Source organism: Bartonella sp. DB5-6 (genome assembly GCF_000278115.1).
Classification (GTDB): Bacteria; Pseudomonadota; Alphaproteobacteria; order Rhizobiales; family Rhizobiaceae; genus Bartonella; species Bartonella refiksaydamii.
This window is the reverse complement of the sequence record NZ_JH725120.1, coordinates 93,574-119,789: the sequence shown is the minus strand read 5'-3', so window position 1 is coordinate 119,789 and position 26,216 is coordinate 93,574. Positions and strand designations below refer to the sequence as shown.

The window sequence follows — 26,216 nt, the reverse complement described above, 5'->3', positions numbered from 1 at the left end:
TTTGTCAATATGTATTATTGCTTGGAGCATTATCGCTGGGAATCAAAATTTAGGAGGCAATGGTATGTTTTTATCACTTACATACAACACTTTAAACAATTTACCCATTTGAGTTGGGCCAGCTAATCGGTTTATATCTTGGCGAATTTGGTTTTGCAATGTGGTGCTTTTGTTAGCTCCAAGCTGTGCTGCGCGTTCCAGAAGTCCCATTTTCAAAAGGAAATCTCCTTGTTCTAAAATCTCAGCAAAACAGCCTTGTTCAAGGGCTATTTTTTTTAAAAAGGAAAAATCAACATGTGATGTTAAATCATGTTCACCAGGTGCATCAAAAATATCACGGAATCTATGTTTTGAGACCGCTTGTAGTGTATCACCAAATGCAAGATCAGAAGCACCATAATCGATAAGCAAAGCAGAACCTCTCATTTGTACAAAATGGTTGCTGATTTGTTGCATTAATTGATTCCGTGAGGGTGCATGTTCGAAAATTGTTCCATCAGGCATTTCAGAACAATAGGATTGTAAGAAGGAAGAAAGAAGTTTTCGCGGGTCAGCAATAAATATGAAGTCTCCATCTTGATTGATTGCAATGCGACGTTCTTTCCATTCTCCTTTGACTTTAATATACTGGTTGATGGGGAGTGCATCGAAGAACTCGTTGGCAATTAAGAAGAGAGGTTTTGAAGGGATTTGATCAAAACTTTCAATGCTACAGATTTGTTTTTTATAAGGTAAAAGACGCTTTTTTTGTTCTTTTGCAAGCTGTTTACTTATTTCAATAAGAAAAATTTCAGCAGCATTAAATGCCGTGGTGGATAATTTTTGAATGGTACGCAAAATATCATCCATCAAAGTTCCCCGTCCTGGACCTATTTCAGCGAGAATGAAAGGATGGGGGCAACCTTGAGCTTTCCAGTTTGCAAGAGTCCAAATGCCAATCATCTCTCCAAATAACTGGCTTATTTCAGGAGCTGTAATGAAATCACCAGCTCTTCCAAAGGGTGTTTGTGTTTGATAGTAGCCAAACTGCGGATCTGTGAGTGCTAATGTCATATATTGACTGACAGTGATTGGCCCATTAAGCGTAATAATTTCTTTAATTTTTTCTTTGAGAGTAACCATTTTTTGTAGATTTGTGTTTGAAGGCTCGGAAAAGGAGACAAAACCCCAAAAAAAGCATAGGAAGAGATAAAGCCATGCCATAGGTAAATCCCATAGAATGGAAGAGGGTAGAAAACCATTCAGGATCTTCTTGAGGTGCGCGGTAAATCTCTGAAATACTGCGTGCTATTGCATAGCCTATAATAAATATTCCTGCTACGGTACCAGGGCGTTTTAATGCTTTGAAAGCAAAAATAAGAATGAATAAGATGATGAAGAGAATAAATCCTTCCATGAATGCTTCATAAAGTTGGCTTGGATGGCGCGGTAGATAGTGAGGATCTAGGGGAAAACAAACGCCCCAAGGGTATGAAGTGATATTGCCCCATAGTTCTTGGTTAATGAAGTTGCATATTCGTACAATACCAATACCAATAGGGGCACCTGCCGCAATTATATCAAACATTGCTCGTGTGTTGATATTGTTTTTATGGGCAAACCAGATCATTGCAATGATAATGCCAATGAGTCCACCATGAAAGGACATTCCTCCATCCCATACTGCGATAATGGCATTTGGATGGCTAAAATAATAAATAGGATCCCATACAAGCACTTGTCCTAAGCGGCCACCAACAACGACACTGATAGCAGACCAGACAACAAAATCTCCAATCGTTTGGTTATCCATGGGAGGATGATTTGCATGCCATAGGGTTTGTTTTTTTAATAGCTTTTGTGCATACCACCAAGCAAAAAGAATACCTAGCACGTACCCAAATCCGTACCAATGAAGAGCTACAGGGCCTAAATGAATAATGACAGGGTCGAGAAAAGATGGAAAAGAAATGGCTGGACAAGAAAGATTGTTCATTGGTTAAGCATTTTACATTATATGAAGTTACATGATGGTCAGAAATGACAGATGAACGTACAATGGTCAAGTCAGAAGGGTAATAGGTTTCCACTAGTTTATATGTGGTAAAAGAAGTGTAAAAAGATTTAAATATTTCAGAATAAAATCTGCACAGTAAGATAAAATCTATCGGGTAAAAGGAACAAATGCAGTATCTAAATGTTATGGAAATGCGTTATAGTGTGTGTGTCAATAATTAAAATGTAAGGAAAAACATTATGCATAATGGATCAAACCGTATTCTTGATGAATTGGCAAAATTAGCAACAGATGCTGCTGACGTTGTGCAAGGTGTACGACGTGAAGCTGGAACAGCTTTTCGTTTGCAAGCTGAAAAGATAGCTAACAAACTTGATCTTGTTTCACGTGAAGAATTTGAAACGCTTAAGGAGATGGTGTTGAAAGCACATGCCGACAATGCTGATTTGAAAAGGCGCTTTGATGATTTGGAAAAAACGCAGACACGAAAAAAGTAAAATAGTTTCTAAAAAAATATCCCCAATTTTTCAATGGAATGTATGAAATTAAAAAATGCTTAATCCTGAGTCTGTTAGAGCAGATTGATCGTTTGTTTTTGATTTGTTTTTTGTAAAAAAAACACTTTTTTGAATCTGGGGGACTAGTACTATGGAATTGTATCAATACACTGAAAAAGCTTGATGATTCGTTTTATTGTTATCAGGCTGCCGCAGGAAGTATTAGTGGGTTCTGGGGTTTCGTGTACTGTCAATGTTTTTAATGTGTATTTGTTTGGTGTAAAGGCTTTGATTGTAGCAAAATGTTGTTACAACTTTTTAGGCTGGTTGTGTTCTGTTGACAATATTTTAATATGATTGAGGATTATGATGAGGCTTGCATTCTGCACCACAGAAAGAGAAGAGCATCCTGTTGACTTTATCGAACAGATTGCTTGTAAATATGATTGGTCGTTTGAGCGGGACGTACAAGATGAAATTAGTGTTTGTGTGGAAGGAAAAAGGGCAAATTATAACCTTGCTTTTTCATGGATAGAAGAGCAGGAGGCTCTTCATTTAGCTTGTGCATTTGATCTTTCTATTGAAAATGCTTGCGTGGCAGAAATGCATCGCTTATTGTTAGCAATCAATGAAAAGTTGTTGATGGGGCATTTTGATTATTGGCAAGGGAATAATTTGGTTATTTATCGGCAAGGGCTTCTTCTGGCTGGTGGGGTGCATCCATCTCATATACAGGTTGAAACATTGTTAATAAATGCGCTTACAGTTTGTGAAAGCTATTATGTTGCATTTCAGATGGTCGCTTGGTGTGGGGAAAGCGCTTGCAAGGCGTTACAATATACTTTGTTTGAAACTGTAGGCAATGCCTAAATTGTCAAGTTTGTTGAACATTTTTTTCTTATAGACGATTTAAATCTTTCTAGAGGGGAATATCAATGATAGCGCGCAAGCCCCCTAAAGGGCTATCATCTAATTGAATATTTCCTCCATGGCTCCGTGCTATATCTTGAGCAATAGAAAGTCCAAGTCCTGTTCCACTTGCATCTTGATTTCGTGCTTTATCAAGTCTAAAAAATGGTTTAAAGACTTCTGTGCGCATATTTTTATGAATACCGGGTCCATCATCGTCGATAGTTATGATAAAAGATTCTTGTTGGGATATGGCTGTTAGTTTGACAATATTGGCGTGACAAAATGCGTTTGATACAAGATTGCTGATGAGGCGTGTGAAGGCACGTGGGCGTACTTGTATTTGTGTAGGTCCTTCAATGCTATAAGAAAATTGACGTTTGTGAAGATGCGCATCGGTAGAGAATTTTTTCATAAGAGCATGTAAATCGAAGATTTTAACACATTCACTTCCTTCACCACGGGCAAAAGCAAGGTAATCTTCTAACATGTTTTGCATGTCGCTCACATCTTGCTCAAGCGGCTTAATGTCAAAGTCAGTATTTGCTAACGCTAGCTGAAGTTTAAAACGGGTGAGAATGGTTCTTAAATCATGGCTTACACTTGAAAGCATCATGGTGCGTTGTTCGATTTGGCGTTCAATACGTTCACGCATGCGTAAAAAAGCAAAGCCAGCACGACGGACTTCGTCAGCTCCTTGTGGTTGAAACCCTTTTGGCAAAGGACGACCGCGTCCAAAACTTTCTGCTGCTTCAGCCAATTGTTGAATTGGTTTGATCTGGTTTCGCAAGAAGTAAATCGCTATCAATAATAAAACAAGAGCTGTTCCGACCATCCAGCTTAGAAAAATAGAAGTATTGGAAGCATAGGCTTGGCTGCGCAGTGCAAAAACACGCAAGATGTTGTCACCAAGGTGAATACGAATTTCGACAAGATCAGAATCTCCTACAGTATCAATCCAGAAAGGACGATTAATTTGGCGGGTGATTTCTTCACTTAGAAAATAATCAAGAATTGCGAAAAATGGTTTCGGTCCTGGGGGCGGGAGGGGGGACGTGGGAAGGATAGAAATATTTAATCCCATACGTTGTTGTGCAATACGTTTGATATCTTCATAGTTATCTTGTTGCGGATATGTTTCAATGATATCAATAATGGCTGAAATATCGTGGACAACAGTGGTTGAAAGACGCTCAGTTACCATTTGCCAATGACGTTCCATAAAGACGTAAGCAATCACCGTTTGCAAGAGTACCATAGGGGCAATAATAATGATCAAAGAGCGTGCATAAAGCCGTTTAGGCATCTTCTTTGTTAACCACTGGACGATTTTTTTTGAGGTTTCAATCATTGTGTATTTATTCAATTGAGAGTTTATAACCTATTCCTCGCACAGTTTGGAGCCATATCGGGAGAGCTGGATTTTTTTCGATTTTACGACGGAGACGATTGATCTGTACATCAATGGCGCGTTCACCGATATTGTTATCGTCCGTTGCAAATTTATGGCGTGGAATGATATCACCTGCATTTTCGGCAAAAAGAACCATCATTTTTTGTTCTGTATCTGTCAGTTTAATAATTTCTCCTCCTTTTTTTAGCTCACGTCGTGCAATTGAAAAGATATATGGTCCAAAAACGATCTGTTCGATTTTGGGCTGCTTTAGTGAAAAACCACGTCGTAAAATAGCGTTAATGCGAAGTAAAAGTTCACGAGGATCAAACGGCTTAGCAAGATAGTCATCAGCGCCCGCTTCTAAACCATGAATACGGTGGACGGTTTCTGATAAAGCTGTAAGCATGAGGATAGGAACATCTTTTGTTTGTCGCAGTGAATAGGTAAGATCTATACCATTTTCGCTGGGCATCATGACATCAACTATAAGAAGGTCAAAATCTAAGCATGCGAGTTGTCGTTTTGCTTCATCGGCATTGGCTGAGACTGAAACGCGAAAACCATTTTTAATGAGGAATTGAAATAAAAGATTGCGAATACGGGTGTCGTCATCAATTACAAGAAGGTGAGGTGCATCGTCACACAAAACTTGAACATGATCGGTCATTTTTAAAAACCTTGACAAAAATTTAGTTTACACAAAACTCAAGTTTACATAAGTTGTATAAAGCTGTCGAGCAGGCTATTTTCTATAAAAGGGAAAGAAATGTGTCTTTTAAGTTTGGAAGAGTTTTGTTTTTGAAAAGGACATCATGAATAATTTTAGTGCACATATTATTCCAGTTACGCCTTTTCAACAAAATTGCACTTTGCTTTTTGATAATGAACAAAAAGTAGGGGTATTGGTTGATCCTGGAGGTGATTGGCTTCGCGTCCAAGAAGTGATCCAGAAGAGGGGTGTTACCGTTGAAGCTATTTGGATAACACATGGTCATTTTGATCATGTAGGAGCGGCAATGCAAGCTAAAGAAGCCCTTGATGTTAAAATTATTGGTTCTCATCGTGCTGACAAGCCCCTGATGGATGCTGTAAGCGAAAGTGCAAAAAGTTACGGCATCACTGATGCGTGTATTTGTATCCCTGATCAATGGTTAGAAGATGGTGATAGCGTTCATTTTGCTGGGCATGAGTTTAGGGTTTTTCACACACCGGGACACTCTCCTGGTCATGTCATTTATTTCAATGAAAAAGAACGCTTCGCTTTATTGGGGGATGTCCTTTTTCGTGGCTCTATTGGACGTACGGATTTTCCATTCTGTTCTCATGAAGAATTGATGAAATCTCTTAAAGAAAAAGTTTTACCCTTAGGCGATGATGTTCATTTTATTTGCGGTCATGGACCAAGAAGTCAAATAGGATATGAACGCCAAAATAATCCTTTTCTCTAGGGGGGTAATATGTGAGCAAACAAAAAAACGCCCTAAAGCGTTTTTTTGTGCCGTTTAAGATTTTTCTAGCAAAATTATTAAAAAGTTAATTTACTGGAGCGTAACAAAAGTGTTCCGCACCATCATAGCCTCGGAATGTGCCCGTTTTAGGATTGAATGAACGATATTTTTTTTTGCAATATTTAAGCCAATCAGATATTTGCGATTGTTGAAGTGGCTGATATGTTGACTGAACTTCATAGATTACCTGATTTTGTGGTGCTGTTTGATAAACAATTGTTGGTTGTTTTGGCTGCTTTAAAACATTGCCAAGAATTGCACCTGCCGCAAGACCAAGAATACCTGCGGCTAAAGCATCACCTGAGTTATTTGTATGAATATTACTGTGTTTTGTCGTTTTGCGCTCGACATATTTATATGTTTTGCGTTCAACATGATGATGATGATGATGATGATGATGATGATGATCCGTTCTTTTATGGTCGATATAATGATGGTGGTAGGGCTCATCAAAAGAAGAGTGATATTTACTATGAGGAGAATAGGAACTAAAACTGTGAGACGATAAACCAGCCTTCCTCCTCATTTCCCTCATCATATCATCTGTTTGTTTAATCTTATACCTTATCATATCATCTATTTCTTTTGAAATATGGTTACTATGATACCATGCCATATCCGCAAGCGTTGTATCTAACGGTATCAAAACGGTTACAGCTGACATTGCTGATAATACCGCTAACCTGATCACTCTTTTCATAATGATGCTCCTTGTGTAAATTCGTATTTTTCACATCCTACGCGTTTCAAACTGAATAGAGCCTGAACAATTTCAGACTTTATTGTGACAAAACAAATAATAATCTATTTAGTTAGATCTATTCTTGATACAATAAAATAAAATAGTGACAGAATTTTGATTTCAATTATTTTACTCAGCTTAAGTTTACTTGATAAGTTTGTATTAAGAGAAGCTATTTTTTACTATTTGTTATAAATTATTTATTTAGTAATAATTTTTTGTATTACTTTATACAATATGAATTTAACAATATGTGTATGAATGAAAGCTATCGTTTTTGTTATAATAGGCTTATGGTGTTATGATAAAGTTTTATTTTACTTTATTTGTGTTATAGAACACTATCCTGTTTGGCTATTATTTTGTAATGATAAATAATATTGAGTTATATATCATAGTATAATTGTATTAAGATAATATATTTCGATTATTTTTTTGGTATGTCAGAGATGTTTTCTTTAAATTTGTCTGCGTTTTTTTAGAGTTTATAAGTTTTTTATAGTTTTATGGATTTTTATAAAGTGGTTTAGCGAGAAAAATTGCTTAAAAAGTCAATAATTTTAAGCATTTTTTGTAAACTGTTTTCTCTTATGGTGTTTTAGACTAATTGGAGTATCCTTAATGTTTGAGGTTATCTATTTTTAGGGCAATATTGGTTGCTTTTCATGTTTAGTCATTTTTTTAGAAGAGCAGCAGATTATTTTTGGTGGTTTTAATTTTTGGGATCCTTTGTTGGACGCGTATTTTTTCGTTTTATGGTCGTTTGGTTAGGGGTGTTTTTACGAGATTTTCCTTTACGATTTTCCGGAAGTCCAGTATCTATGGTTGGTCCCATGTGATCAAGGTCTGGTTTGGAGAAAAGACTTGGTTGTAATACTTGGTCGTGGGGGGATTGTTCGCTATGATGTGTTAAGGGATTCTCCGTGATTTCTAGTTCTATTTCTTGTAATTGTTTGATCTCATCGCGAAGTCGTGCTGCTTCTTCAAAGTTAAGATCAGCAGATGCTTCATGCATTGATTTTTCAAGGTATTTAATATGGAGTGTTAAATTGTTGCCAACCATATTGTTTTGCCTGATAAAATCAGGAATATTTGTGGAAGTATGGTTGTTTTTGCCTCCTGAATTGAGAATATCATCGATATTTTTTTTGATACTGATTGGTGTGATATGGTGCTTTTCATTGTAGGCTATTTGTTTTTGTCGACGTCTTTGTGTCTCCTGTAAGGCGCGTTCTATGGAGCCTGTGATTGTATCTGCGTAAAGGATAACGTGGCCATCTACATTGCGCGCAGCGCGTCCGATTGTTTGTACGAGAGAAGTTTCAGAGCGCAAAAACCCCTCTTTATCGGCATCTAAAATAGCAACAAAACCGCATTCTGGAATATCTAAGCCTTCTCGAAGTAAGTTGATGCCGATGAGAACATCAAAGGTACCAAGCCGAAGATCACGTAGAATTTCAATACGCTCTAACGTATCAATGTCAGAATGCATATAGCGTACGCGAATGCCTTGTTCATGGAGATATTCTGTCAAATCTTCGGCCATACGCTTGGTTAAAACCGTTACTAAGGTACGGTAGCCTTTTTGAATTGTTTTACGAATTTCGTTCACAACATCATCGACTTGGCTGGATGCTGGGCGAATTTCTGTTGCTGGATCAATCAATCCTGTTGGGCGAATAATTTGTTCAGCAAAAATCCCGTGAGCTTGTTCTATTTCCCAGCGTCCAGGTGTTGCGGAGACAGCAATAGTTTGTGGGCGCATAGCATCCCATTCTTCAAAGCGTAAGGGACGATTATCCATACAGGAGGGGAGACGAAATCCATATTCTGCTAAGGTTGCTTTTCTTCGAAAGTCACCTCGGTACATGCCACCAATTTGGGGAATAGTTACATGGCTTTCATCGATAAAAACGAGAGCATTGTTTGGAATATATTCAAACAAGGTTGGAGGTGGTTCACCAGGTTTGCGCCCCGTTAAATAGCGTGAATAATTTTCGATTCCGGCGCATGAGCCGGTTGTTTCCAACATTTCCAAATCAAAAGTTGTACGCTGTTCTAAACGTTGTGCCTCTAAAAGACGTCCCGCGGCATTTAATTCGGCAAGGCGTTGCACCAATTCCATTTTGATGAATCTCATTGCCTGATTTAATGTTGGGCGTGGTGTGACGTAGTGTGAATTGGCATAAATTTTAATTGATCGAAGATCATCTGTTTTTTGTCCTGTGAGGGGATCAAATTCAGTAATTGTTTCTACTTCTTCGCCAAAAAGTGAAATACGCCAAGCACGATCTTCAAGGTGGGCAGGAAAAATTTCAATTATATCTCCTCGAACACGAAAGGAACCACGAATGAAGTTGATATTTTGTCGACGATAGTGTTGAGCAACTAAATCAGTGAGTAATTGTTGTTGATTAAGTTTGTCACCTTTTTTTATTTCAAACGTCATAGCAGTATAGGTTTCTACTGAACCAATTCCGTAGATACAAGATACAGATGCAACAATAATGACATCATCACGTTCAAGTACAGCACGTGTTGCAGCGTGGCGCATACGGTCGATTTGTTCATTAATAGAGGATTCCTTTTCAATATAAGTGTCAGAGCGCGCAACGTAGGCTTCTGGCTGATAATAGTCATAATAAGAAACAAAATATTCGACGGCATTGTGGGGGAAAAAGCTTTTAAATTCTCCGTAAAGCTGTGCTGCTAAAGTTTTATTTGGTGCTAGGATCAAAGCTGGGCGTTGTGTTTTTTCAATGATTTTGGCCATTGTATAGGTTTTTCCTGAGCCAGTAACACCCAAAAGTACTTGTGTACGCTCATCCTTTTCGATTCCCTCAACCAGAGTTTTGATTGCTTGAGGTTGATCTCCCGCAGGTTCAAAGGATGTTTCGAGTTGAAACGGGATGCCACCTTCAGATTTTTCAGGACGAGCAGGGCGGTGGGGTGTCCATAATACGCCATTCTTAAAAAGGGGATTGCCTGACGCAATCAGAGCAGAAAGAGCTTCTACTGTTGCTGTGACACCATTTTTCATTGTTGCATCCTCTTTTTGAGATAAAAAAGTGTTTGTGGTTAAAAAAATACTAAATTTTACAATTTAATCGTGATAACGACAAAACGTTAATTAGCAGTTTTGTTTCGGTTTATTGAATATTTCATAGAATATTTGATAAATTTGGGATATTAGACTAATCCTATAAGAAGGTTTTTCGGTTTTTTAGAGTGAGACGATATTTGTAGTTGTTCATGTACATTGTCCCACCTGCGTCATGATATTGACAGGGCGCTTATTTATAATATTTACCATTAGCTACCGTGGATAATGGCTGTATGTATTATGCTTAGTTCCTGAAAGTGTCGTGTATGTCTGATAAAGGTCATTTCCATCTTTGAATGAGAGGTAACGAGATGATACCCAACCTATTTGAGTGTTATATCTGATGTGGCACCAGTTCCTTTTACACGTTTGGACAAATACCAACTTTCCTGCGGGGATTAAACCACGAAGCATATATTGAACGCTTGGTCCCGTTCTAAGATTAAGGTTTTTTGTGGTAAAGGCATCTGCAGCTCCAGAGCCCGTTGAGGTTAGAGAGAGCCAAAAACAAAAAAAAATTACGAGCTTTTTCATTTTTTGTAGAGCATTCCTTTAGAGTTTTTCTTTTCATATGAGATCTTTTTCGTTAGGTTATGATAAAACAGAAAAAAATACGATTATTTCCTCTTTAAGACTCTAATAGTCGGAGTGCAGTTTAGCATTTTAAGCGCTAAAATAGTAGATAGCTTAAACACAATTGGTGAATACTTTATTCCTTTTTCTATTTTTATATGGAAAAGGGGGATACTGTACTATATAATAAGAGAGGATTATGGTTTTCGGATTCCAAAAGTGATTTTGGAAGCCGTTTTTTGTGTTTTTATTAAACCTTCCGTGTAATAGAAAGGGACGGATTATGGAAAAAGTTCCGATGACTACAGCTGGTTTTGAAAGTCTTAAAGAAGAGTTACGTTGGCGCCAACAACAGGAACGTCCGCGAATTATTGAAGCAATTTCTGAGGCACGTGCACATGGTGATTTATCAGAAAATGCTGAATATCACGCTGCTAAAGAGGCACAAAGTCATAATGAGGGGCGTATAAATGAGCTTGAAGACTATATTGCGCGGGCGGAAGTTATTAATGTTTCACGCCTTTCAGGGGACAAAATTAAATTTGGAGCCACTATCAAGCTTTTGGATGAAGATACTGGGGAGAAAAAGGTTTATCAGATCGTTGGTGATCAAGAGGCTGATGTCAAAACTGGTAAAATTTCTATTTCTTCCCCTATTGCGCGTGCACTCATTGGCAAGCAAGAAGGTGATGTGATTGAGGTGAATGCACCAGGTGGTTCGCATAATTACGAAATTATTAAGGTTCAGTACATCTAAATTGTTATGCATGTATCTTTGGAAGAAACAGAGATTATCGTTCCTCACTTTAAAAAGCGCTTATCAGGAGTGACCTCTACAGTTATCCAGCTCATTCCATTGCAGCGACAACAGGGGGTACGTATCTCCACTTTTGGATTTGGGTTACCGCGAGATTTACCGTTCCTTTCCTTCAGCGATCTTTTTGGACTTTGGAAAAGTCCGAGGGGAAAGCCATTTCGTATTTGGCATGCACGGCGCAATATTGAGATGCTTTGCGGAATATTTTTGCGGGATGTTTTGCGAATGAAGCTTAAACTCATCTTTACTTCGGCATCTCGACGCCACCATAAGCCTTTTACCAAATGGTTGCTTCGTCGTATGGATAAGGTTATTGCTACTAGTGTATGTACAGCAACTTATCTGGAAGTACCTTGTCAGGTTATTATGCATGGAGTAGATGTTAGGCGTTTTTCACCTCCCCAAATTCCTGATGATTACTTTTCAGCAACTGGATTGCTAGGGAAATATGCAGTAGGGTGTTTTGGGCGCGTGCGCTATTTGAAGGGCACTGATCTGTTTGTGGATGCAATGATAACATTATTGCCTCACTATCCTGAGTGGACAGCGCTTATCGCTGGTCGGACTACAGAACAGCATTATAGTTTTGAAAAAAAATTGCGACAGAAGATTGCTGAGTCTGGTTTGAGCGATCGCATTATTTTTCTTGGTGAGAGGCTTGATATACCTCTGTGGTATCGTCGTCTGTCACTTTATGTGACTCCTTCTCGTTTGGAAGGTTTTGGTTTGACACCATTGGAGGCAATGGCATCACAGACAGCTGTAGTGACGAGTGATGTGGGAATTTTTAAAGAATTGGTAGTAGAGGGAACAGGAACGGTTGTGAAAGCTGGAGATGGAGCGGCTTTAACAGCAGCGATTGAACCTTATTTTACTGATTTAGAAAAAACAATGGCAGTAGGGAAAAAAGCTTTAGCCCATGTTCGTGCCCACTTTCCTTTGGAAAAGGAGGCAGCTGAAATTGGGGGCATTTACGAGGCAATGTTTGCGGAAAAAACATTTTAAATATCTCAGAAATCTTCTTGAGAAGAGGAGAGAATGTGCCATTTTTAAAAGTCTCTACAAGTAAATATTTCAAGCGAATAGCTAAATAATGCAAATGTTATTTCGCAGAATTTGGCATGTTTTTCAGGTGATGTAACGATAAGCTAGCAAAGTTTTTGATCGAAGAGCTAAAATTTTATACTTTTAGAGTGATGTAAATACAGGAAAGGGATAATTTTTTCTTACTTGAGGAATGCTTTTTGAGAATATATTGCGGTGTTCTTTTTATATATGCTGGATTGTTAAAGATGTTTGTATTGCTTCAGGAGTGGAAATAATTGTGTATTCTGCAATAATAAAATTATAACAGGCGTGTTATACTAGAAAAAATTTTATTAAAATCACTCAATGTTTTTTCTTAATGAGAAACTATTGATAAGATATATTGAGATGTTATATGAAGTTTTCTCCTCTTTGTTGAGGAGATGCATAAAGAAAGAATGTTATAAGATCTTGCTGATGTAAAAGCTCTTGGGTAACATTGGAGAGTTCTTGGTATGTCGCGTCTATTTTTAACAGTTAATGCGCAAAAAAAGAAGTGAAGGTTTCTATTTTGAGAACCGATTTTGTGTAATATACGTTGTTTATCTTGTGAATTTCTTATTATTACGAGATTAAATACTATGCATTAAAATTGCTCACGCCAAAAAGCGGGGATAAAAAGCACGAATATGGTTATAATTTCAAGACGCCCAGCGAGCATGAGAAAACTCAAAATCCATAGAGCGTTATCATTAATTGTGGAGAAATTTCCAGCAGGACCAATAATATCTCCAAAACCTGGGCCAATATTTGAAAGAGCCGTTAAGACGCCCGTAAAGGCAGAAGTAAAGTCAAGACCGGTTGTAAGCAAAAGTGCAGTGCCGATAAGAAGACAAAACATATAAAGACATACAAAAAATAAAACTGCTTTGGCAACATCGCTCGAGATGTTTGAATGATCATAGCGCGCTTTTACAACGACATTAGGAGAAAAAAGTTTTTCTATATTTGTTTGCGTAATACGCCAAAGGATAATCAAGCGATTGATTTTCATTCCACCAGAGGTAGAGCCAGCACACCCACCTGTAAAAGAAACAATAAAAAAAATCCCAAGCGCAAACGGTCCCCAAAGTTGATAATCTTCAGCACTATAGCCAGTAGTACTAATGATAGATGAAAGGTGAAAAATGACATCAAGAAAAATTAAGTAGAAAGGCCGATGATCATGAAATCGCAGCCATGCCGCTAAAGCAAAACTGAAGAGGAAAACAATATGGAAAAAAACAACCACTTGTGGATCAATGAAGCGTTTGGAGCGGCCAGGAAGTAATAATTTAACATAAAGTACGAAAGGTAGCGCGGAGAGCAACATGAAGATTGTTGAAATAATCAAGATGGCTGGTTTATCAGAGAAATAGCCAAAAGAGGCATCGTGCGTTGAAAATCCAGCTGTTGCTACCGTACTCATTGCATGGTTTATGGCATCAAATAAGCTCATCCCCGAAGCAAAATAGGAAAGCATACAAGTAAGTGTTAATCCAACATAGGCTATGATAATTCCATTGGCAATTTGGTTGATACGGGGCAATATTTTTTCAGATTTATCGGATGATTCCATATGAAACAGTCGCACTCCACCAACTCGTAGTGAAGGCAAAAGCAATAATGCTAAACCGATAAAGCCAATGCCTCCAATCCAGCATATGATAGAACGCCATAACAAAATACTTCGCGATAAATTGTCAAGCCCAGTGAGTACTGTAGAGCCTGTGGTGGTGATTCCAGAAACGGATTCAAAGATTGCTTCTGCTAGAGAAATTGAGAGAGGAGAAAGATAAAGAGGTAAGGCACCCACGATGCTTCCTGTTAGCCAAAGGCAGACAGTGAGCATAAAACCAAGCCGTGCTGAAAAACGGCAGGTAGCACCTCTTGTTGCTAAAAGAATCAGTGTTGCTAATATCGTAGTTATGGCGCAAGAGTAAAGAAAGGTTATCCAATTATGATTGTTGTCGTGCAAATCTATGAAGATTGGTAGAAGCATTGCTCCTCCCATGATTAACGCAAAGCGTGCACAGACATTGATAATAAATTGAAAAATGACCGTTCCCTATCTTTGAATCTTTTTTTGTGATGGTTTTGTACTCATAAGAATTTACGTTTTTTTCTTTATAGGGTAAAAACTGATTCCTACATTAAGTAGGATCTAATGAATTGACAACTAAACCTTTTCACTAAATTTAAAAAGAAATACGTATACACCATAATTGAGGCTGTTGAAAAATGTTTTTAATGCAGCATTTCATTATAATTTATAGAATAATTAAATAAGAAAAAGTGAAGGGGATTTTATGGAACAATCGCATATCCGGTTGCTTATTATTGGCTCGGGTCCAGCTGGTTATACAGCGGCGATCTATGCGGCAAGAGCAATGCTTAAGCCAGTTTTGGTTACTGGCTTACAGCAGGGCGGACAGTTGACGATTACAACTGATGTTGAAAATTATCCAGGTTTTGCTGAGCCAATTCAAGGACCATGGTTGATGGAACAAATGGCAAAACAAGCTGAAAATATGGGTACAAAAATTGTCTATGATAGTATTACAAAGGCTGATTTATTAAAGTACCCTTTTATTTTATATGGAGATTCAGGAACGCAATATTGTTGTGATGCACTGATTATTGCAACAGGAGCACAAGCGCGTTGGCTTGGTTTGGAAAGTGAGAAGACCTTTATGGGTGGTGGCGTTTCTGCTTGCGCTACATGTGATGGTTTTTTTTATCGTGATAAGGATGTCATTGTTGTGGGCGGTGGAAATACAGCCGTTGAAGAAGCTCTTTATTTATCGCATTTGGCAAAGAGTGTAAGTGTGGTTCATCGTCGGGATTATTTTCGGGCAGAAAAAATTTTGCAAGATAGATTGTTTGCTTGCGATAATGTACGTGTTTTTTGGGATCATGTTGTAGAAGAAATTGTTGGTTTGCCAGCTCAAGATTCAAGGGGAGCTGTTGTAACGGGTGCACAACTTAAAAACGTTAAAACTGGACAAGGAATTAAGGTGAATGCAGAGGGAATATTTATTGCCATTGGTCATGACCCCGCTGTTTCTTTGTTTGAAGGGCAACTGAAACAAAAACGAGGCGGTTATTTATGGACAGCGCCAGATTCAACAGCAACAAGCATTGCTGGTGTTTTTGCTGCTGGTGATGTAACAGACGAAACATTTCGCCAAGCTGTAACAGCAGCGGGAAGGGGATGTATGGCAGCGTTGGAGGTAGAACGTTTTTTAGATATGCAAACATGAAGATTTGTTGAAAAAGTAAAAAAATTAGAGGTAAAAGTGTGATGTCACCGTTGGATTGGGATAAATTAAGAGTTTTTCATGCTGTTGCAGAAGCGGGGTCTTTTACACATGCGGCACAAAAGCTTCATTTATCCCAATCAGCAATTTCACGACAGGTTTCAGCTTTAGAGAACGATGTTGGGGTGTCCTTGTTTCAGCGTCATGCTCGTGGGTTAATCTTAACAGAGCAGGGTGAAATTCTTTATCGGACAACGCATGATGTTTTGATGAAACTTGAGAGTGCACGCTTGCAATTAAGTGAAAGCTGTGAAAAGCCCGCAGGGAATTTACGTGTTACATCTACCTTCGGAATGGGAGCAGGGTGGCTTGTGGAGCGTATGCCAGAATTCCTTAGTCTTTATCCGGATATACGGGTTCAGCTCTTGTTTGATGATAAAGAACTCGATTTAACGATGCGTCATGCAGATTGTGCTGTTCGTTTACAGCAGCCTCAACAGCCTGATCTTATACAAAGAAAATTATTTACAATTCATATGCACGTTTACGCTTCGAAAAATTATATTGTAAATTATGGAAAACCAGAAACATTGTCTGAGCTAGATGAACACCGTATTATTTCATTCGGAGAACCTGTTCCACTTTATTTGTCTGGTTTAAATTGGTTGGAAAAGGCTGGTAGAAGTGATGGTTCTTTGCGTCTTTCAGTATTACGAATCAATAATATTATTTCAATCAAGAAGGCGATTATGTGTGATCTTGGTATCGCTGTGCTTCCGGATTATATTGTGAATAATGATGAGCGACTCGTGCGTCTTTTTCCTGATATAGTTGATATTCCTTCCTTTGACACTTTTTTTTGTTACCCTTACGCTTTAAAAAATTTGGTAAAATTGAAAGCTTTTCGGGATTATATTTTTTTAAAAGCGCGTCAGTGGTCTTTTTAATGATGTGGTATTTTAAGCTATGTATTTATTGCATAGCAGATACGCTTAAGTTTTTATTGTGCTTTTTCTTATAAAATGACATAGAGTGCTATCTCTTGATCATGTTATCTTTCATTGCATTTTCTTGAGTGTTCCCTTACGAGAATCTTTCAGATTTGTTTTATCTCTGGGGGTTTTCTAAATTTGCCGAACGTTTGTTCGGCTTTTTTTTAATTTTTGGGAGAGCCTCTAAAAATGTACATTTCTTAGGAGATGATAAAAAAAAGGCTTTCAAAAATTTTTATGGGTGTCCAATATTTTTAAAGTACATCGAGGTGTGATGAGGAGCTTTGAGGAATATTGGGATTATAATAACCATTGTGGAATAGAAAGAGTTTGATTTAGAGGCTTAGGATTTATAAGTATCAAATTTTTAGCGGATACAAATTTAATTTAAGAAATATAAGTTGCATGAGTATGTAAAAGCGTTTTTGGTGATAGTTATTCAATATGGATAAAAATTTGAAAAAATTATTTTTTGATCGTAAAGTTATAAAGAGCCAGTGGCATGTGTCAATATGAAGGAAAGAAGATAAAGATGTGCTTTATAAGTATATTATTTTTAAAATTATTCGTGTCCTCACTCTTGTGAATAGAATGTTTTATTTTTTGCTTTGTTCTAAAAAAATATCTCCGTGTAGTTTTATCGATACACACTTTCTGAAAAATCCGTTCACTTAAACTATAACCAAATGACTGAAAATCTTTCAGATCAGCTGTTTGGCAATGAAAAAAACTGTAAAAACAGACGCGTCTAAAGTCTTTAAAGCAAATTATTACAAAAGCGCTGGATACGTAAGCAAGCTTCTTCAAGCAATTTTTCTGATGTTGCATAAGAAATACGGAAAGCTGGTCCCAGTCCAAAAGCAGATCCATGAACGACAGCAATTGATTCTGCTTCCAGAAGCGCTATGACAAAGTCTTCATCATTCGTAATAATTTGGCCATTAGGGGTTTTCTTTCCAATGAGTTTTGCACAGGAAGGATAAACATAAAAGGCACCTTCTGGCGTTGGACAGTGAATACCAAGAGCTTGGTTTAACATGGAAACTACGAGATCACGGCGTGCTTGAAAAACACTTTTATTTTTGGCGATAAAATCTTGAGGACCATTGAGTGCTTCGACAGCTGCCCATTGTGAGATAGCACTTGTACCAGATGTTTGTTGACCTTGAATGGTATCCATAGCTTTAATTAATTTTCGCGGGCCTCCCGCATAACCAATTCGCCACCCTGTCATGGCATAGGCCTTAGAAACACCGTTCATTGTTAGTGTACGGTCATAAAGCTCTGGTTCTACCTGAGCTGGAGTGACAAAAGTAAAACTCCCATATGTGAGATGTTCATAAATATCGTCGGAGAGAATATGAACATGAGGATATTTCATTAAAACATCAGTTAGCTTTTTTAATTCATCATGCGTATAAGCGGCTCCTGATGGATTCGAAGGAGAGTTAAAAATGAACCATTTGGTTTTTGGGGTAATGGCAGCTTCTAGCTCCTGCGGTTGAAGTTTATAAGAAAACTTGGCTTTGGTTTCTACAAAGACAGGTGCACCACCGTTGAGAGTAACCATTTCCGGATAACTGACCCAGTAAGGGGAAGGAATGATGACTTCATCTCCTTTATTCAAAGTTGCCATCAATGCATTAAAAATGATTTGCTTACCGCCGGTACCAACAATAATTTGTTCTGGTGAATAAGTGAGATGATTTTCTCTTTGAAATTTTGCAGCAATTGCTTGTCGTAATTCTGGAATACCAGATATAGGCGTATATTTTGTTTCCCCACGTCGAATAGCTTCAATGGCAGCATTTTTGATATTGTCTGGTGTATCAAAATCTGATTCTCCAGCGCTTAAAGCAATAACATCACGGCCCAACGCTTTCAAAGTACGCGCCTTTTGGGAAACAGCAATCGTTGCAGAAGGTTTAATATGTGAAAGCTTGTTGGCAATAAAAGCCATAATTTCAGTCCTTTACGATATAAACAAATAGTTGTCGCTCTTTTTTAAGAGCATTTTATAAGAGATTATATTGTGTGCAATAAAAAACTGTCGGAAAACGCCTAGAAAATTTTGTTTAAAATACGGAATTTGTATCGTTGTTTTTTGAAGTTTTTACAAGGAAGCCGTTTAGGATACTTATGAAATAAGAGGAGGGACAGAAGTATTTTTATAATTGTACAAAATAGATATTCAGTGTTTTGTTTTATAAGGATAAATTATGCTTTATAAAAAACAAAAATCCTCATCTTTACAGGTGAGGATTTTTTAATAGCATATAGAATTTAAATATCAAAGCGCGGTAAGGTTACCAGCGGCAAATTTTCCAGAACGACGATCTTGAAGAACGTCATAGGAAATTTTCTGCCCTTCATTAAGATTATTGAGACCAGAACGCTCAACAGCAGAAATATGTACAAACACATCTGCACTTCCATCACTAGGTTGAATGAATCCGAAACCTTTTGTTGTGTTAAACCACTTAACTGTTCCTGTAGACATAGGAAACTCCTTAGAATATATAATTACATTGTGTACTGAAGCTAAAAGCATCCAATACGGTTTTAGATCGAAATTAGGTGGGAGAAGTTTCGCCGAAAGTGCAGATTGCACAGGAAAGAAAGTCACATAACCGAAAGTTCGATGGGACCCGTATAAAGGTTTTTGAGATAAAAGGCAAGCTTTAATCAATATTTTTATATAAAGATTAAAGAGTGGTAGAAAATATAAAGGGTGATATGTTTTTCTGCATATAAAAATTTTTAAGCGAAATAACTTTGCAGTGAATGCACTTCAAGGCTACTTTTTTTGAGTGCTTTGATGGCTTCCACTACGGATTCGGCTCCAGCTATTGTTGTATAATAGGGGACTTTTTGCATGAGTGCTGCATGGCGTAATGACTTTGAGTCTGAGATAGCACTGGCAGTACTTGTTGTATTAAAAATCAATTGAATTTGTCGATTACGAATGGCATCTTCAATATGAGGGTGTCCTTCTAGAACTTTGTTGATTTTTTTCGCTTCAACATTATGTTCAGCAAGAAATTTTTGTGTTCCACTTGTTGCTAAAACAGAAAAGCCAAGTTTACTTAAAAGTTTTACGGGATTTAAGATACGTTTTTTGTCTTCATCTCTTACGGAAACAAACAAAGTTCCTTCTTTTGGAAGCTCAACACCAGCTCCAAGTTGGGCTTTAGCAAAAGCAAGAGCAAATTTGTAATCAAGTCCCATAACTTCACCGGTTGAACGCATTTCTGGACCAAGAAGTGTATCGGCACCTGAAAAACGAGCAAAAGGAAAAACTGCTTCTTTGACAGCGATGTGTTGTTTCTGTTGTGGTAATCCACCGTAAACTTGAAACGTTTTGTGAAGAGTTTCTCCTGCCATAATACGTGCGGCCATTTTTGCAATGGGACGACCAATTGTCTTTGCAACAAATGGGACAGTACGCGAAGCACGGGGATTAACCTCTAAGACATAAATTGTTCTATCTTTAATGGCATATTGTACATTCATTAAGCCACGAACGTGAAGTGCTTGTGCTAATGCTTTCGTTTGACGCTCTAATTCAGCTACTATTTTATGTGAGAGAGTGTGCACTGGTAAAGAACATGCTGAATCACCAGAGTGAATACCGGCTTCTTCAATATGTTCCATAATGCCAACAACGCATGTTTCTTCTCCATCACATAGACAATCAACATCAACTTCAATTGCTTCTGTTAGATAGGTATCAAATAAAAGTGGATTTTTACCAAGCAATGTATTGATCTGTGCCGTTTGGTCGTTGGGATAGCGGGATTTAATATCTTCTGGAATCAGTTCAGGTACACTTTCAAGCAAATAATTTTGTAAGTTGCGCTCATCGCGGATAATTTGCATAGCACGTCCTCCTAAAACATAAGAAGGACGCACAATCAATGGAAAGCCTAATTCATGGGCGATGAGGCGCGCTTGTTCGATTGAATGGGCAATACCGTTTTTAGGCTGTGTTAGGTTAAGTTTGAACAACAATTTTTGAAAACGGTCTCTGTCTTCTGCCAAATCAATAGAATCAGGTGACGTGCCTAAGATAGGGATATTATGTTTTTCTAGTGCGCTTGCTAATTTCAATGGCGTTTGTCCACCAAATTGGACAATGACTCCAACCAATTCGCCTTTTTTCTGTTCTGTTTCTAAAACAGCGAGTACATCTTCTGTTGTTAAAGATTCAAAATAAAGGCGATCAGAGGTATCGTAGTCTGTTGAGACGGTTTCAGGATTACAGTTAATCATAATAGCTTCGAAACCTGCATCACGTAGCGCAAAAGCAGCGTGGCAGCAACAATAGTCAAATTCAATGCCTTGTCCGATACGGTTTGGTCCCCCGCCTAAAATAGCAATTTTTTTGCGGTCAGAAACTTGTGCTTCTGAGTGTTCTACACCTGCAAAGGGAACTTCATAGGTTGAATACATATATGCGGTAGGTGAAGAAAATTCAGCAGCGCAAGTGTCAATCCGTTTGAAAACGTGCTTAACATTAAGTGCTTTACGCAAAGCAGCTATATTATCGGGTTCTTGCCCTGTAAGGGTAGCTAAACGTGCATCCGAAAAACCCATAGCTTTTAACATGCGTAGATTGTCTGTATCTTGGGGCAAGCCATGAATGCGGATGCGTTGTTCCATTTCAATAATCGAGGCTATTTGTTCTAGAAACCATGGATCAATTTTGCTGATTTGGTGAATTTCATTTAAGGGCAAGCCCGTACGCATTGCTTGGGCAATGTAGCGCAGACGATCAGGACTTGGTATTGCAATGGCGGAGCGTATGGAACTCTTTTCATCACCTTCAGCATGTTTTGGGATTATAATTTCATCAAGACCGGTAAGACCCGTTTCAAGCCCACGGAGCGCTTTTTGCAGTGACTCTTGAAAAGTACGACCTATGGCCATTACTTCTCCTACAGATTTCATTGCAGTTGTTAAGACAGGTGATGAACCGGGAAATTTTTCGAAGGCAAAACGAGGAATTTTGGTAACAATATAGTCAATAGAAGGCTCAAATGACGCTGGTGTTGCACCACCCGTGATATCATTTTTTAATTCATCAAGTGTGTAGCCAACTGCCAGTTTAGCTGCTACTTTGGCAATTGGAAAACCTGTTGCTTTTGAGGCAAGCGCTGAAGAGCGAGAAACACGCGGGTTCATTTCAATGACGATGAGGCGGCCATTTTCAGGGTTAACAGCAAACTGTACATTGGAGCCACCGGTTTCAACACCAATTTCGCGCAATACGGCAATTGAAGCATTGCGCATACATTGATACTCTTTATCCGTTAAAGTGAGGGCAGGGGCTACAGTGATTGAATCACCGGTATGAATCCCCATAGGGTCGATATTTTCAATGGAACAAACAATAATACAGTTGTCGTTCTTATCGCGAACAACTTCCATTTCATATTCTTTCCATCCCAAAACACTTTCTTCAATTAAAACTTCTGTTGTAGGTGAAGCCTCAAGTCCGCGTTCAATAATTTCATAAAATTCAGAACGGTTGTAAGCGATTCCTCCACCGGTACCACCAAGGGTAAATGAAGGACGGATAATAGCTGGAAGACCAATAACGTCAAGAGCTTGAACTGCTTTTGCCGTCGCATGAGCGATATAGTGTTGTTTGCGGTCGGCTTCTGTGTGTCGCCAATCGCGTTCAAGCTCTTCTAGTGCTTGGTCAAGAGCATCACCAGAAAATCTCGATTTAAGTTCATCGCGCGTTTTTGCGTGCTGTTGACGATTTTCTTCTTTGAGTTCCGTCGCATTGGCTAACATAGAACGTGGTGTTTCCAAACCAATTTTTGCCATCGCCTTGCGAAACAAGGCACGATCTTCCGCTTTATCAATGGCATCCGCATTTGCACCTATCATTTCAACATGGTAGCGGTCTAAAATTCCCATACGCTTTAATGATAAAGCGGTATTGAGTGCTGTTTGACCTCCCATAGTTGGTAAAAGGGCGTCGGGTCGTTCAAGAGCAATAATTTGTGCAACTATTTCAGGAGTAATGGGTTCAATATAAGTCGCATCAGCTAAATCTGGATCTGTCATAATGGTAGCGGGATTGGAATTCACTAAGATAATTCGATAACCTTCTTCTTTTAGTGCTTTGCAAGCTTGTGTGCCTGAATAATCAAATTCACATGCCTGACCAATAACAATGGGTCCTGCTCCAATGATAAGAATAGATTTTATATCTGTGCGTTTTGGCATGGTTTTTCCCTATGACAAATATCCGTACGCGATTGCGGCAGACAAAATTAAATTTTGAGGTTAAAATAATTTTATAGGTTAAGTGACAAAGAAAGTAAGCACTAAAATGCCTTTTCCCTGTTTTTTTTCATAGATTGAAAATCAATATCTTTTTTTGCTGTTCAACTTTAATATGCGTACGAGAGTGTGAGTTTAATAAGAAAACAATGATGTGTCAAAAAGTTAGAATGTCGAAGGTCTTGATAGCTAATTAAGCATAAGCAGTTATTTGCGGGTAAAAGGAACGTCGTGAAATAAAATAAGGCTTTTTATGTATAGTGGTGAGCCAATGCCTTCATCATTTTGCATTGTAGGGTAATTTTATGATCTCCAAATTGAAATTATCTGATGTTGCAATTAAAATCATGAACAAGAATGTTGTATCTGCATAAATTGCGTGAATTTGAATATTTATTTTGATGACTTAAATGCTGACTTGAGTGCATTTTGATAATGTTGGGGATATTTCTATCCCCCGTATAGTTTATTGGAGAGCTCTTAAAACGACGATTCCTGGTGTTTTCACAACATAATCCATAAAAGGGGAATCCACGACTTTCTCATTTTCTTTTTTTGAAGAAGCATTTCGTAACATCGGGCCATTATCTGTCATGATAAAGAAACCCACATGGGATACATCCAATCCAGCAAGTTTACTATAAATACCAATGAAATCACCAGTTTGTAAACGGCTTATAACCTCTTCATTAATAAAGTTACTTGGAATATATGTTATATTGCGTTTAACAACTGGTAGTCCAGGTAAGTAATTTCCACCATCAGCTTTTTTATTGAGATACTTTTCAGTGCTCACTGCATGAGGACTTAGCTGTGCGGTTATGTCATTGGCTTGTTTGTATTCTCTATAAGCCCAATCGGTGAAAAAGTGTTTCCGATTCAAAAAGTTAATATTCCCATCAACATAACGTGTTTTTATAACATTATTTATGAATTCTGTTTGTGATGTTGATTTCCGTAATGCTTCAACATAGTCCAGATAAGTAAAGCAATCTAAACCTCTAAAATCGATAATAAGTTTTTCTGGTATATTTTCTGTCCCATGTAACATATTTGCTTGGTAAGGTGTTCCTAGAAAAGCTTCAGATAGCGCGCTGATCATTTCTCTTCTCTCATGATCATTAACCTTCGAACGTTTTTCAAGAAGAGTATTTAGTTTATTTAAAGTATACGGATCTAGATTTATTTCGGATGTTTGTTGTATTTCCGTTTTGTTTTCTGGATTATTCTTGTTTACAGCAGAATCTTGGATATCACATCCTGTAACCAAAGCTGAGGTTAACATTAATTGGAATATTCTTCGCATTTTATTCACCATTTTTATATTAAGAATGAGTCAACGAGTAATCACCGAAAATGATATTTTGCCGTTCTAATAAGCTTAGCGTTAAGTTGGCGATAACATATAACAAATTATAGACAAATATACAGAACTATTTAATTGAATAAGAATATATTTTGTGTATAAAATTCGTAATTTATATTTAAACGTGATTAATACTAAAGTAACAGTATATAATTGTGTATATATATTTATTTTAGACATTAATACTGTTTTTATATTCATATATTATATAAGCAGATTATTATGGTAAAATTTGCGTTCATTAAATTTACTGAATCATTCTTGAAAATTGGAAGGGTGCTTTACAAAAATGCGCCCAGTGCTGAGTATCAGATAAAATAAAAATTTGTAATATTTTTTTGGTTTTTTCTAAAATCTTTTATTTTAACAATAGTTTTTATCAGAAAAAATTATGCTATCTAGCGGTTTTTAACAAGAGGTAGGGTTTAGAAGATAGTAGGGAACACAATATGCATGCTATCAATGATCAAATACTTAATTCGCAGTTTATTCGCCGTGGGCTTATTTTAATTTTCATTACTTTGTTATTGGATACTATTGGTATTGCAATCGTTAGTCCTGTTTTGCCCGACTATTTGGTTCAGTTGACAGGAAAGGGGATTAGTGAGGCTTCCATTAAGGGAGGAAAATTACTGGCAGCTTATTCAGTCATGCAATTTCTCTTTGCTCCTGTTATTGGAAATCTTTCTGATCGTTACGGACGCCGTCCTATTTTGCTTATCTCCATTATCATTTTTGCTATTTATAATTTTATATGCGCTATAGCATGGTGCTATTCTATAGTGTTTATTGGGCGTCTTTTAGTAGGGATGAGTGGTGCTAGTTTTGCAATCTGTACGGCTTATGTTGCTGATATATCAGATGACAAGACCCGCACGCGCAATTTTGGTTTGTTAGGAATTGCATCCGGATTGGGGTTTATTTTAGGCTCGTTTATCGGCGGTTTTTTAGGTCAATTTGGGCTACGTATTCCGTTTTATTTTGCTGCTTGTTTTTCATTCATTAATTTTATTTTTGCGTGGGCTATGCTTCCAGAAACTCTTTATATGCAGAATAGGCGCTCTTTTGATATTAAGCGTGCAACTCCTTTGGGTGCTCTTTTGCAATTCAGACAGTATCCAATGATTCTCTGGATGTTAGTAGTCTTTTTTCTTTATTGGTTTGCGGAATCTGTATGGCCAAGCATTTGGGCATTCATTGCTAAAGAACGCTATGGTTGGAATTCTTTGTCTATTGGATTATCGTATAGCTTTTTCGGGATAGGACAGATTATTGTCGTAGCTCTCGTTCTGCCCTATTTGTCCAAGCGATGGAGTAACTGGTGGATTGTGATGGTGGGGCTCCTTTTCGCGTCGGCTGGTGCGCTTGGATACACATTTGCAATACAAGGGTGGATGGTTTATGTGGTGTTTGTGTGTACGATGGGTGAGTATCTTGTTCAGGCACCTATGCGTGCTATTGCCTCAGCACAGGTGCCGCTAAATGCACAAGGAGAATTACAGGGAGCAATAGCCTCTATTTTTTCATTAAGCTTAATATTTGGCCCCATTTTTTATATGTTTCTCTTCGAACAATTTATACACGAAGGTGCGGTGTTTTATTTTTCTGGCGCACCTTTTGTCGGGAGTTTCTTGGTGCTTGTTGTTGCGATAATAGTTTTTGCTTTACGGGTACGCTAATCAGCTTAAAATGATA

General features: G+C 37.8%; 20 protein-coding genes. 8 read left to right on the top strand and 12 right to left on the bottom strand.

Annotated features, from left to right (window positions below):
* Nucleotides 1–42 precede the first annotated feature (42 nt).
* Together MCO_RS07200 and lgt are read right to left on the bottom strand one after the other, a co-directional pair.
* Nucleotides 43–1,122, bottom strand: a complete 1,080-nt coding sequence (locus MCO_RS07200; RefSeq protein WP_007553474.1) for a class I SAM-dependent methyltransferase — start codon at nt 1,120–1,122, stop codon at nt 43–45.
* On the bottom strand, nt 1,097–1,975 hold the full coding sequence (gene lgt / locus MCO_RS07195) for a prolipoprotein diacylglyceryl transferase (protein WP_007553473.1): 879 nt from the start codon (nt 1,973–1,975) through the stop codon (nt 1,097–1,099). The genes MCO_RS07200 and lgt overlap by 26 nt, the downstream gene beginning before the upstream one ends.
* Nucleotides 1,976–2,235: 260 nt before the next feature.
* On the opposite strand from lgt, the gene MCO_RS07190 reads away from it, so the two are divergent.
* Both MCO_RS07190 and MCO_RS07185 read left to right on the top strand, forming a co-directional pair.
* Nucleotides 2,236–2,493 carry an accessory factor UbiK family protein gene (locus MCO_RS07190; RefSeq protein ID WP_007553472.1) on the top strand — a complete coding sequence of 86 codons (258 nt, stop codon included), beginning with the start codon at nt 2,236–2,238 and terminating at the stop codon, nt 2,491–2,493.
* A gap of 369 nt (nt 2,494–2,862) precedes the next feature.
* Nucleotides 2,863–3,363 carry a YbjN domain-containing protein gene (locus tag MCO_RS07185; RefSeq protein WP_007553471.1) on the top strand — a complete coding sequence of 167 codons (501 nt, stop codon included), beginning with the start codon at nt 2,863–2,865 and terminating at the stop codon, nt 3,361–3,363.
* Between the two features lie 49 nt (nt 3,364–3,412).
* Here MCO_RS07185 and MCO_RS07180 read toward each other — a convergent pair whose 3' ends face one another.
* Together MCO_RS07180 and MCO_RS07175 are read right to left on the bottom strand one after the other, a co-directional pair.
* Complete coding sequence (locus MCO_RS07180) at nt 3,413–4,753, bottom strand: HAMP domain-containing sensor histidine kinase (RefSeq protein WP_007553470.1); 1,341 nt, start codon at nt 4,751–4,753, stop codon at nt 3,413–3,415.
* Nucleotides 4,754–4,760: 7 nt separating this feature from the next.
* A complete protein-coding gene (locus MCO_RS07175; protein WP_007553469.1) occupies nt 4,761–5,465 on the bottom strand; it encodes a response regulator in 705 nt (234 codons plus the stop codon).
* Nucleotides 5,466–5,610: 145 nt separating this feature from the next.
* Here MCO_RS07175 and MCO_RS07170 point away from each other — a divergent pair, with 145 nt between their 5' ends.
* Nucleotides 5,611–6,246, top strand: coding sequence for an MBL fold metallo-hydrolase (locus tag MCO_RS07170; protein ID WP_007553468.1), 636 nt, complete (start codon nt 5,611–5,613; stop codon nt 6,244–6,246).
* An 85-nt stretch (nt 6,247–6,331) separates the two neighbouring features.
* On the opposite strand, the gene MCO_RS07165 is transcribed toward MCO_RS07170, so the two are convergent.
* From MCO_RS07165 to MCO_RS11580, 3 genes are all read right to left on the bottom strand, one after another.
* On the bottom strand, nt 6,332–7,006 hold the full coding sequence (locus tag MCO_RS07165; RefSeq protein WP_007553467.1) for a BA14K family protein: 675 nt from the start codon (nt 7,004–7,006) through the stop codon (nt 6,332–6,334).
* A 754-nt stretch (nt 7,007–7,760) separates the two neighbouring features.
* Nucleotides 7,761–10,088 carry an excinuclease ABC subunit UvrB gene (gene uvrB, locus MCO_RS07160; protein WP_007553466.1) on the bottom strand — a complete coding sequence of 776 codons (2,328 nt, stop codon included), beginning with the start codon at nt 10,086–10,088 and terminating at the stop codon, nt 7,761–7,763.
* Nucleotides 10,089–10,364: 276 nt separating this feature from the next.
* On the bottom strand, nt 10,365–10,565 hold the full coding sequence (locus MCO_RS11580) for an SH3 domain-containing protein (protein ID WP_371137043.1): 201 nt from the start codon (nt 10,563–10,565) through the stop codon (nt 10,365–10,367).
* 442 nt (nt 10,566–11,007) lie between these two features.
* On the opposite strand from MCO_RS11580, the gene greA reads away from it, so the two are divergent.
* Nucleotides 11,008–11,481: a transcription elongation factor GreA gene (gene greA / locus MCO_RS07155; protein ID WP_007553465.1), complete on the top strand. Its 474-nt coding sequence runs from the start codon at nt 11,008–11,010 to the stop codon at nt 11,479–11,481.
* Nucleotides 11,482–11,487: 6 nt separating this feature from the next.
* Entirely contained in the window at nt 11,488–12,546 is a 1,059-nt protein-coding gene (locus MCO_RS07150; protein ID WP_007553464.1) for a glycosyltransferase family 4 protein, read from the top strand.
* 667 nt (nt 12,547–13,213) lie between these two features.
* Here the strand turns inward: MCO_RS07150 and MCO_RS07145 are convergent.
* Nucleotides 13,214–14,608, bottom strand: a complete 1,395-nt coding sequence (locus tag MCO_RS07145) for a TrkH family potassium uptake protein (RefSeq protein WP_007553463.1) — start codon at nt 14,606–14,608, stop codon at nt 13,214–13,216.
* Between the two features lie 307 nt (nt 14,609–14,915).
* Between MCO_RS07145 and trxB the strand changes: the two genes are divergently transcribed.
* Nucleotides 14,916–15,869 carry a thioredoxin-disulfide reductase gene (trxB, locus tag MCO_RS07140; RefSeq protein ID WP_007553462.1) on the top strand — a complete coding sequence of 318 codons (954 nt, stop codon included), beginning with the start codon at nt 14,916–14,918 and terminating at the stop codon, nt 15,867–15,869.
* A gap of 38 nt (nt 15,870–15,907) precedes the next feature.
* Nucleotides 15,908–16,813 carry a LysR family transcriptional regulator gene (locus MCO_RS07135; RefSeq protein ID WP_040299038.1) on the top strand — a complete coding sequence of 302 codons (906 nt, stop codon included), beginning with the start codon at nt 15,908–15,910 and terminating at the stop codon, nt 16,811–16,813.
* Between the two features lie 802 nt (nt 16,814–17,615).
* Here MCO_RS07135 and MCO_RS07130 read toward each other — a convergent pair.
* From MCO_RS07130 to MCO_RS07115, 4 genes are all read right to left on the bottom strand, one after another.
* A complete protein-coding gene (locus MCO_RS07130; protein WP_007553460.1) occupies nt 17,616–18,818 on the bottom strand; it encodes a pyridoxal phosphate-dependent aminotransferase in 1,203 nt (400 codons plus the stop codon).
* Nucleotides 18,819–19,148: 330 nt separating this feature from the next.
* Complete coding sequence (locus tag MCO_RS07125) at nt 19,149–19,358, bottom strand: cold-shock protein (protein ID WP_004855916.1); 210 nt, start codon at nt 19,356–19,358, stop codon at nt 19,149–19,151.
* 260 nt (nt 19,359–19,618) lie between these two features.
* Entirely contained in the window at nt 19,619–23,098 is a 3,480-nt protein-coding gene (carB, locus tag MCO_RS07120) for a carbamoyl-phosphate synthase large subunit (RefSeq protein WP_007553459.1), read from the bottom strand.
* Between the two features lie 523 nt (nt 23,099–23,621).
* The gene (locus MCO_RS07115) at nt 23,622–24,461 is read right to left on the bottom strand and encodes a DUF1460 domain-containing protein (protein ID WP_040299036.1); all 840 of its coding nucleotides are present in this window, start codon (nt 24,459–24,461) and stop codon (nt 23,622–23,624) included.
* 509 nt (nt 24,462–24,970) lie between these two features.
* On the opposite strand from MCO_RS07115, the gene MCO_RS07110 reads away from it, so the two are divergent.
* Nucleotides 24,971–26,200: a tetracycline resistance MFS efflux pump gene (locus MCO_RS07110; RefSeq protein ID WP_007553457.1), complete on the top strand. Its 1,230-nt coding sequence runs from the start codon at nt 24,971–24,973 to the stop codon at nt 26,198–26,200.
* The last annotated feature ends 16 nt before the right edge of the window (nt 26,201–26,216 follow it).

Coding starts and splice junctions, on each gene's coding strand:
- MCO_RS07200 (WP_007553474.1), bottom strand. CDS start 1,122: ATGGTTACTCTCAAAGAAAAAATTAAAGAAATTATTACGCTTAATGGG.
- lgt (WP_007553473.1), bottom strand. CDS start 1,975: ATGAACAATCTTTCTTGTCCAGCCATTTCTTTTCCATCTTTTCTCGAC.
- MCO_RS07190 (WP_007553472.1), top strand. CDS start 2,236: ATGCATAATGGATCAAACCGTATTCTTGATGAATTGGCAAAATTAGCA.
- MCO_RS07185 (WP_007553471.1), top strand. CDS start 2,863: ATGAGGCTTGCATTCTGCACCACAGAAAGAGAAGAGCATCCTGTTGAC.
- MCO_RS07180 (WP_007553470.1), bottom strand. CDS start 4,753: ATGATTGAAACCTCAAAAAAAATCGTCCAGTGGTTAACAAAGAAGATG.
- MCO_RS07175 (WP_007553469.1), bottom strand. CDS start 5,465: ATGACCGATCATGTTCAAGTTTTGTGTGACGATGCACCTCACCTTCTT.
- MCO_RS07170 (WP_007553468.1), top strand. CDS start 5,611: ATGAATAATTTTAGTGCACATATTATTCCAGTTACGCCTTTTCAACAA.
- MCO_RS07165 (WP_007553467.1), bottom strand. CDS start 7,006: ATGAAAAGAGTGATCAGGTTAGCGGTATTATCAGCAATGTCAGCTGTA.
- uvrB (WP_007553466.1), bottom strand. CDS start 10,088: ATGAAAAATGGTGTCACAGCAACAGTAGAAGCTCTTTCTGCTCTGATT.
- MCO_RS11580 (WP_371137043.1), bottom strand. CDS start 10,565: ATGCTTCGTGGTTTAATCCCCGCAGGAAAGTTGGTATTTGTCCAAACG.
- greA (WP_007553465.1), top strand. CDS start 11,008: ATGGAAAAAGTTCCGATGACTACAGCTGGTTTTGAAAGTCTTAAAGAA.
- MCO_RS07150 (WP_007553464.1), top strand. CDS start 11,488: ATGCATGTATCTTTGGAAGAAACAGAGATTATCGTTCCTCACTTTAAA.
- MCO_RS07145 (WP_007553463.1), bottom strand. CDS start 14,608: ATGCTTCTACCAATCTTCATAGATTTGCACGACAACAATCATAATTGG.
- trxB (WP_007553462.1), top strand. CDS start 14,916: ATGGAACAATCGCATATCCGGTTGCTTATTATTGGCTCGGGTCCAGCT.
- MCO_RS07130 (WP_007553460.1), bottom strand. CDS start 18,818: ATGGCTTTTATTGCCAACAAGCTTTCACATATTAAACCTTCTGCAACG.
- MCO_RS07125 (WP_004855916.1), bottom strand. CDS start 19,358: ATGTCTACAGGAACAGTTAAGTGGTTTAACACAACAAAAGGTTTCGGA.
- carB (WP_007553459.1), bottom strand. CDS start 23,098: ATGCCAAAACGCACAGATATAAAATCTATTCTTATCATTGGAGCAGGA.
- MCO_RS07115 (WP_040299036.1), bottom strand. CDS start 24,461: ATGCGAAGAATATTCCAATTAATGTTAACCTCAGCTTTGGTTACAGGA.
- MCO_RS07110 (WP_007553457.1), top strand. CDS start 24,971: ATGCATGCTATCAATGATCAAATACTTAATTCGCAGTTTATTCGCCGT.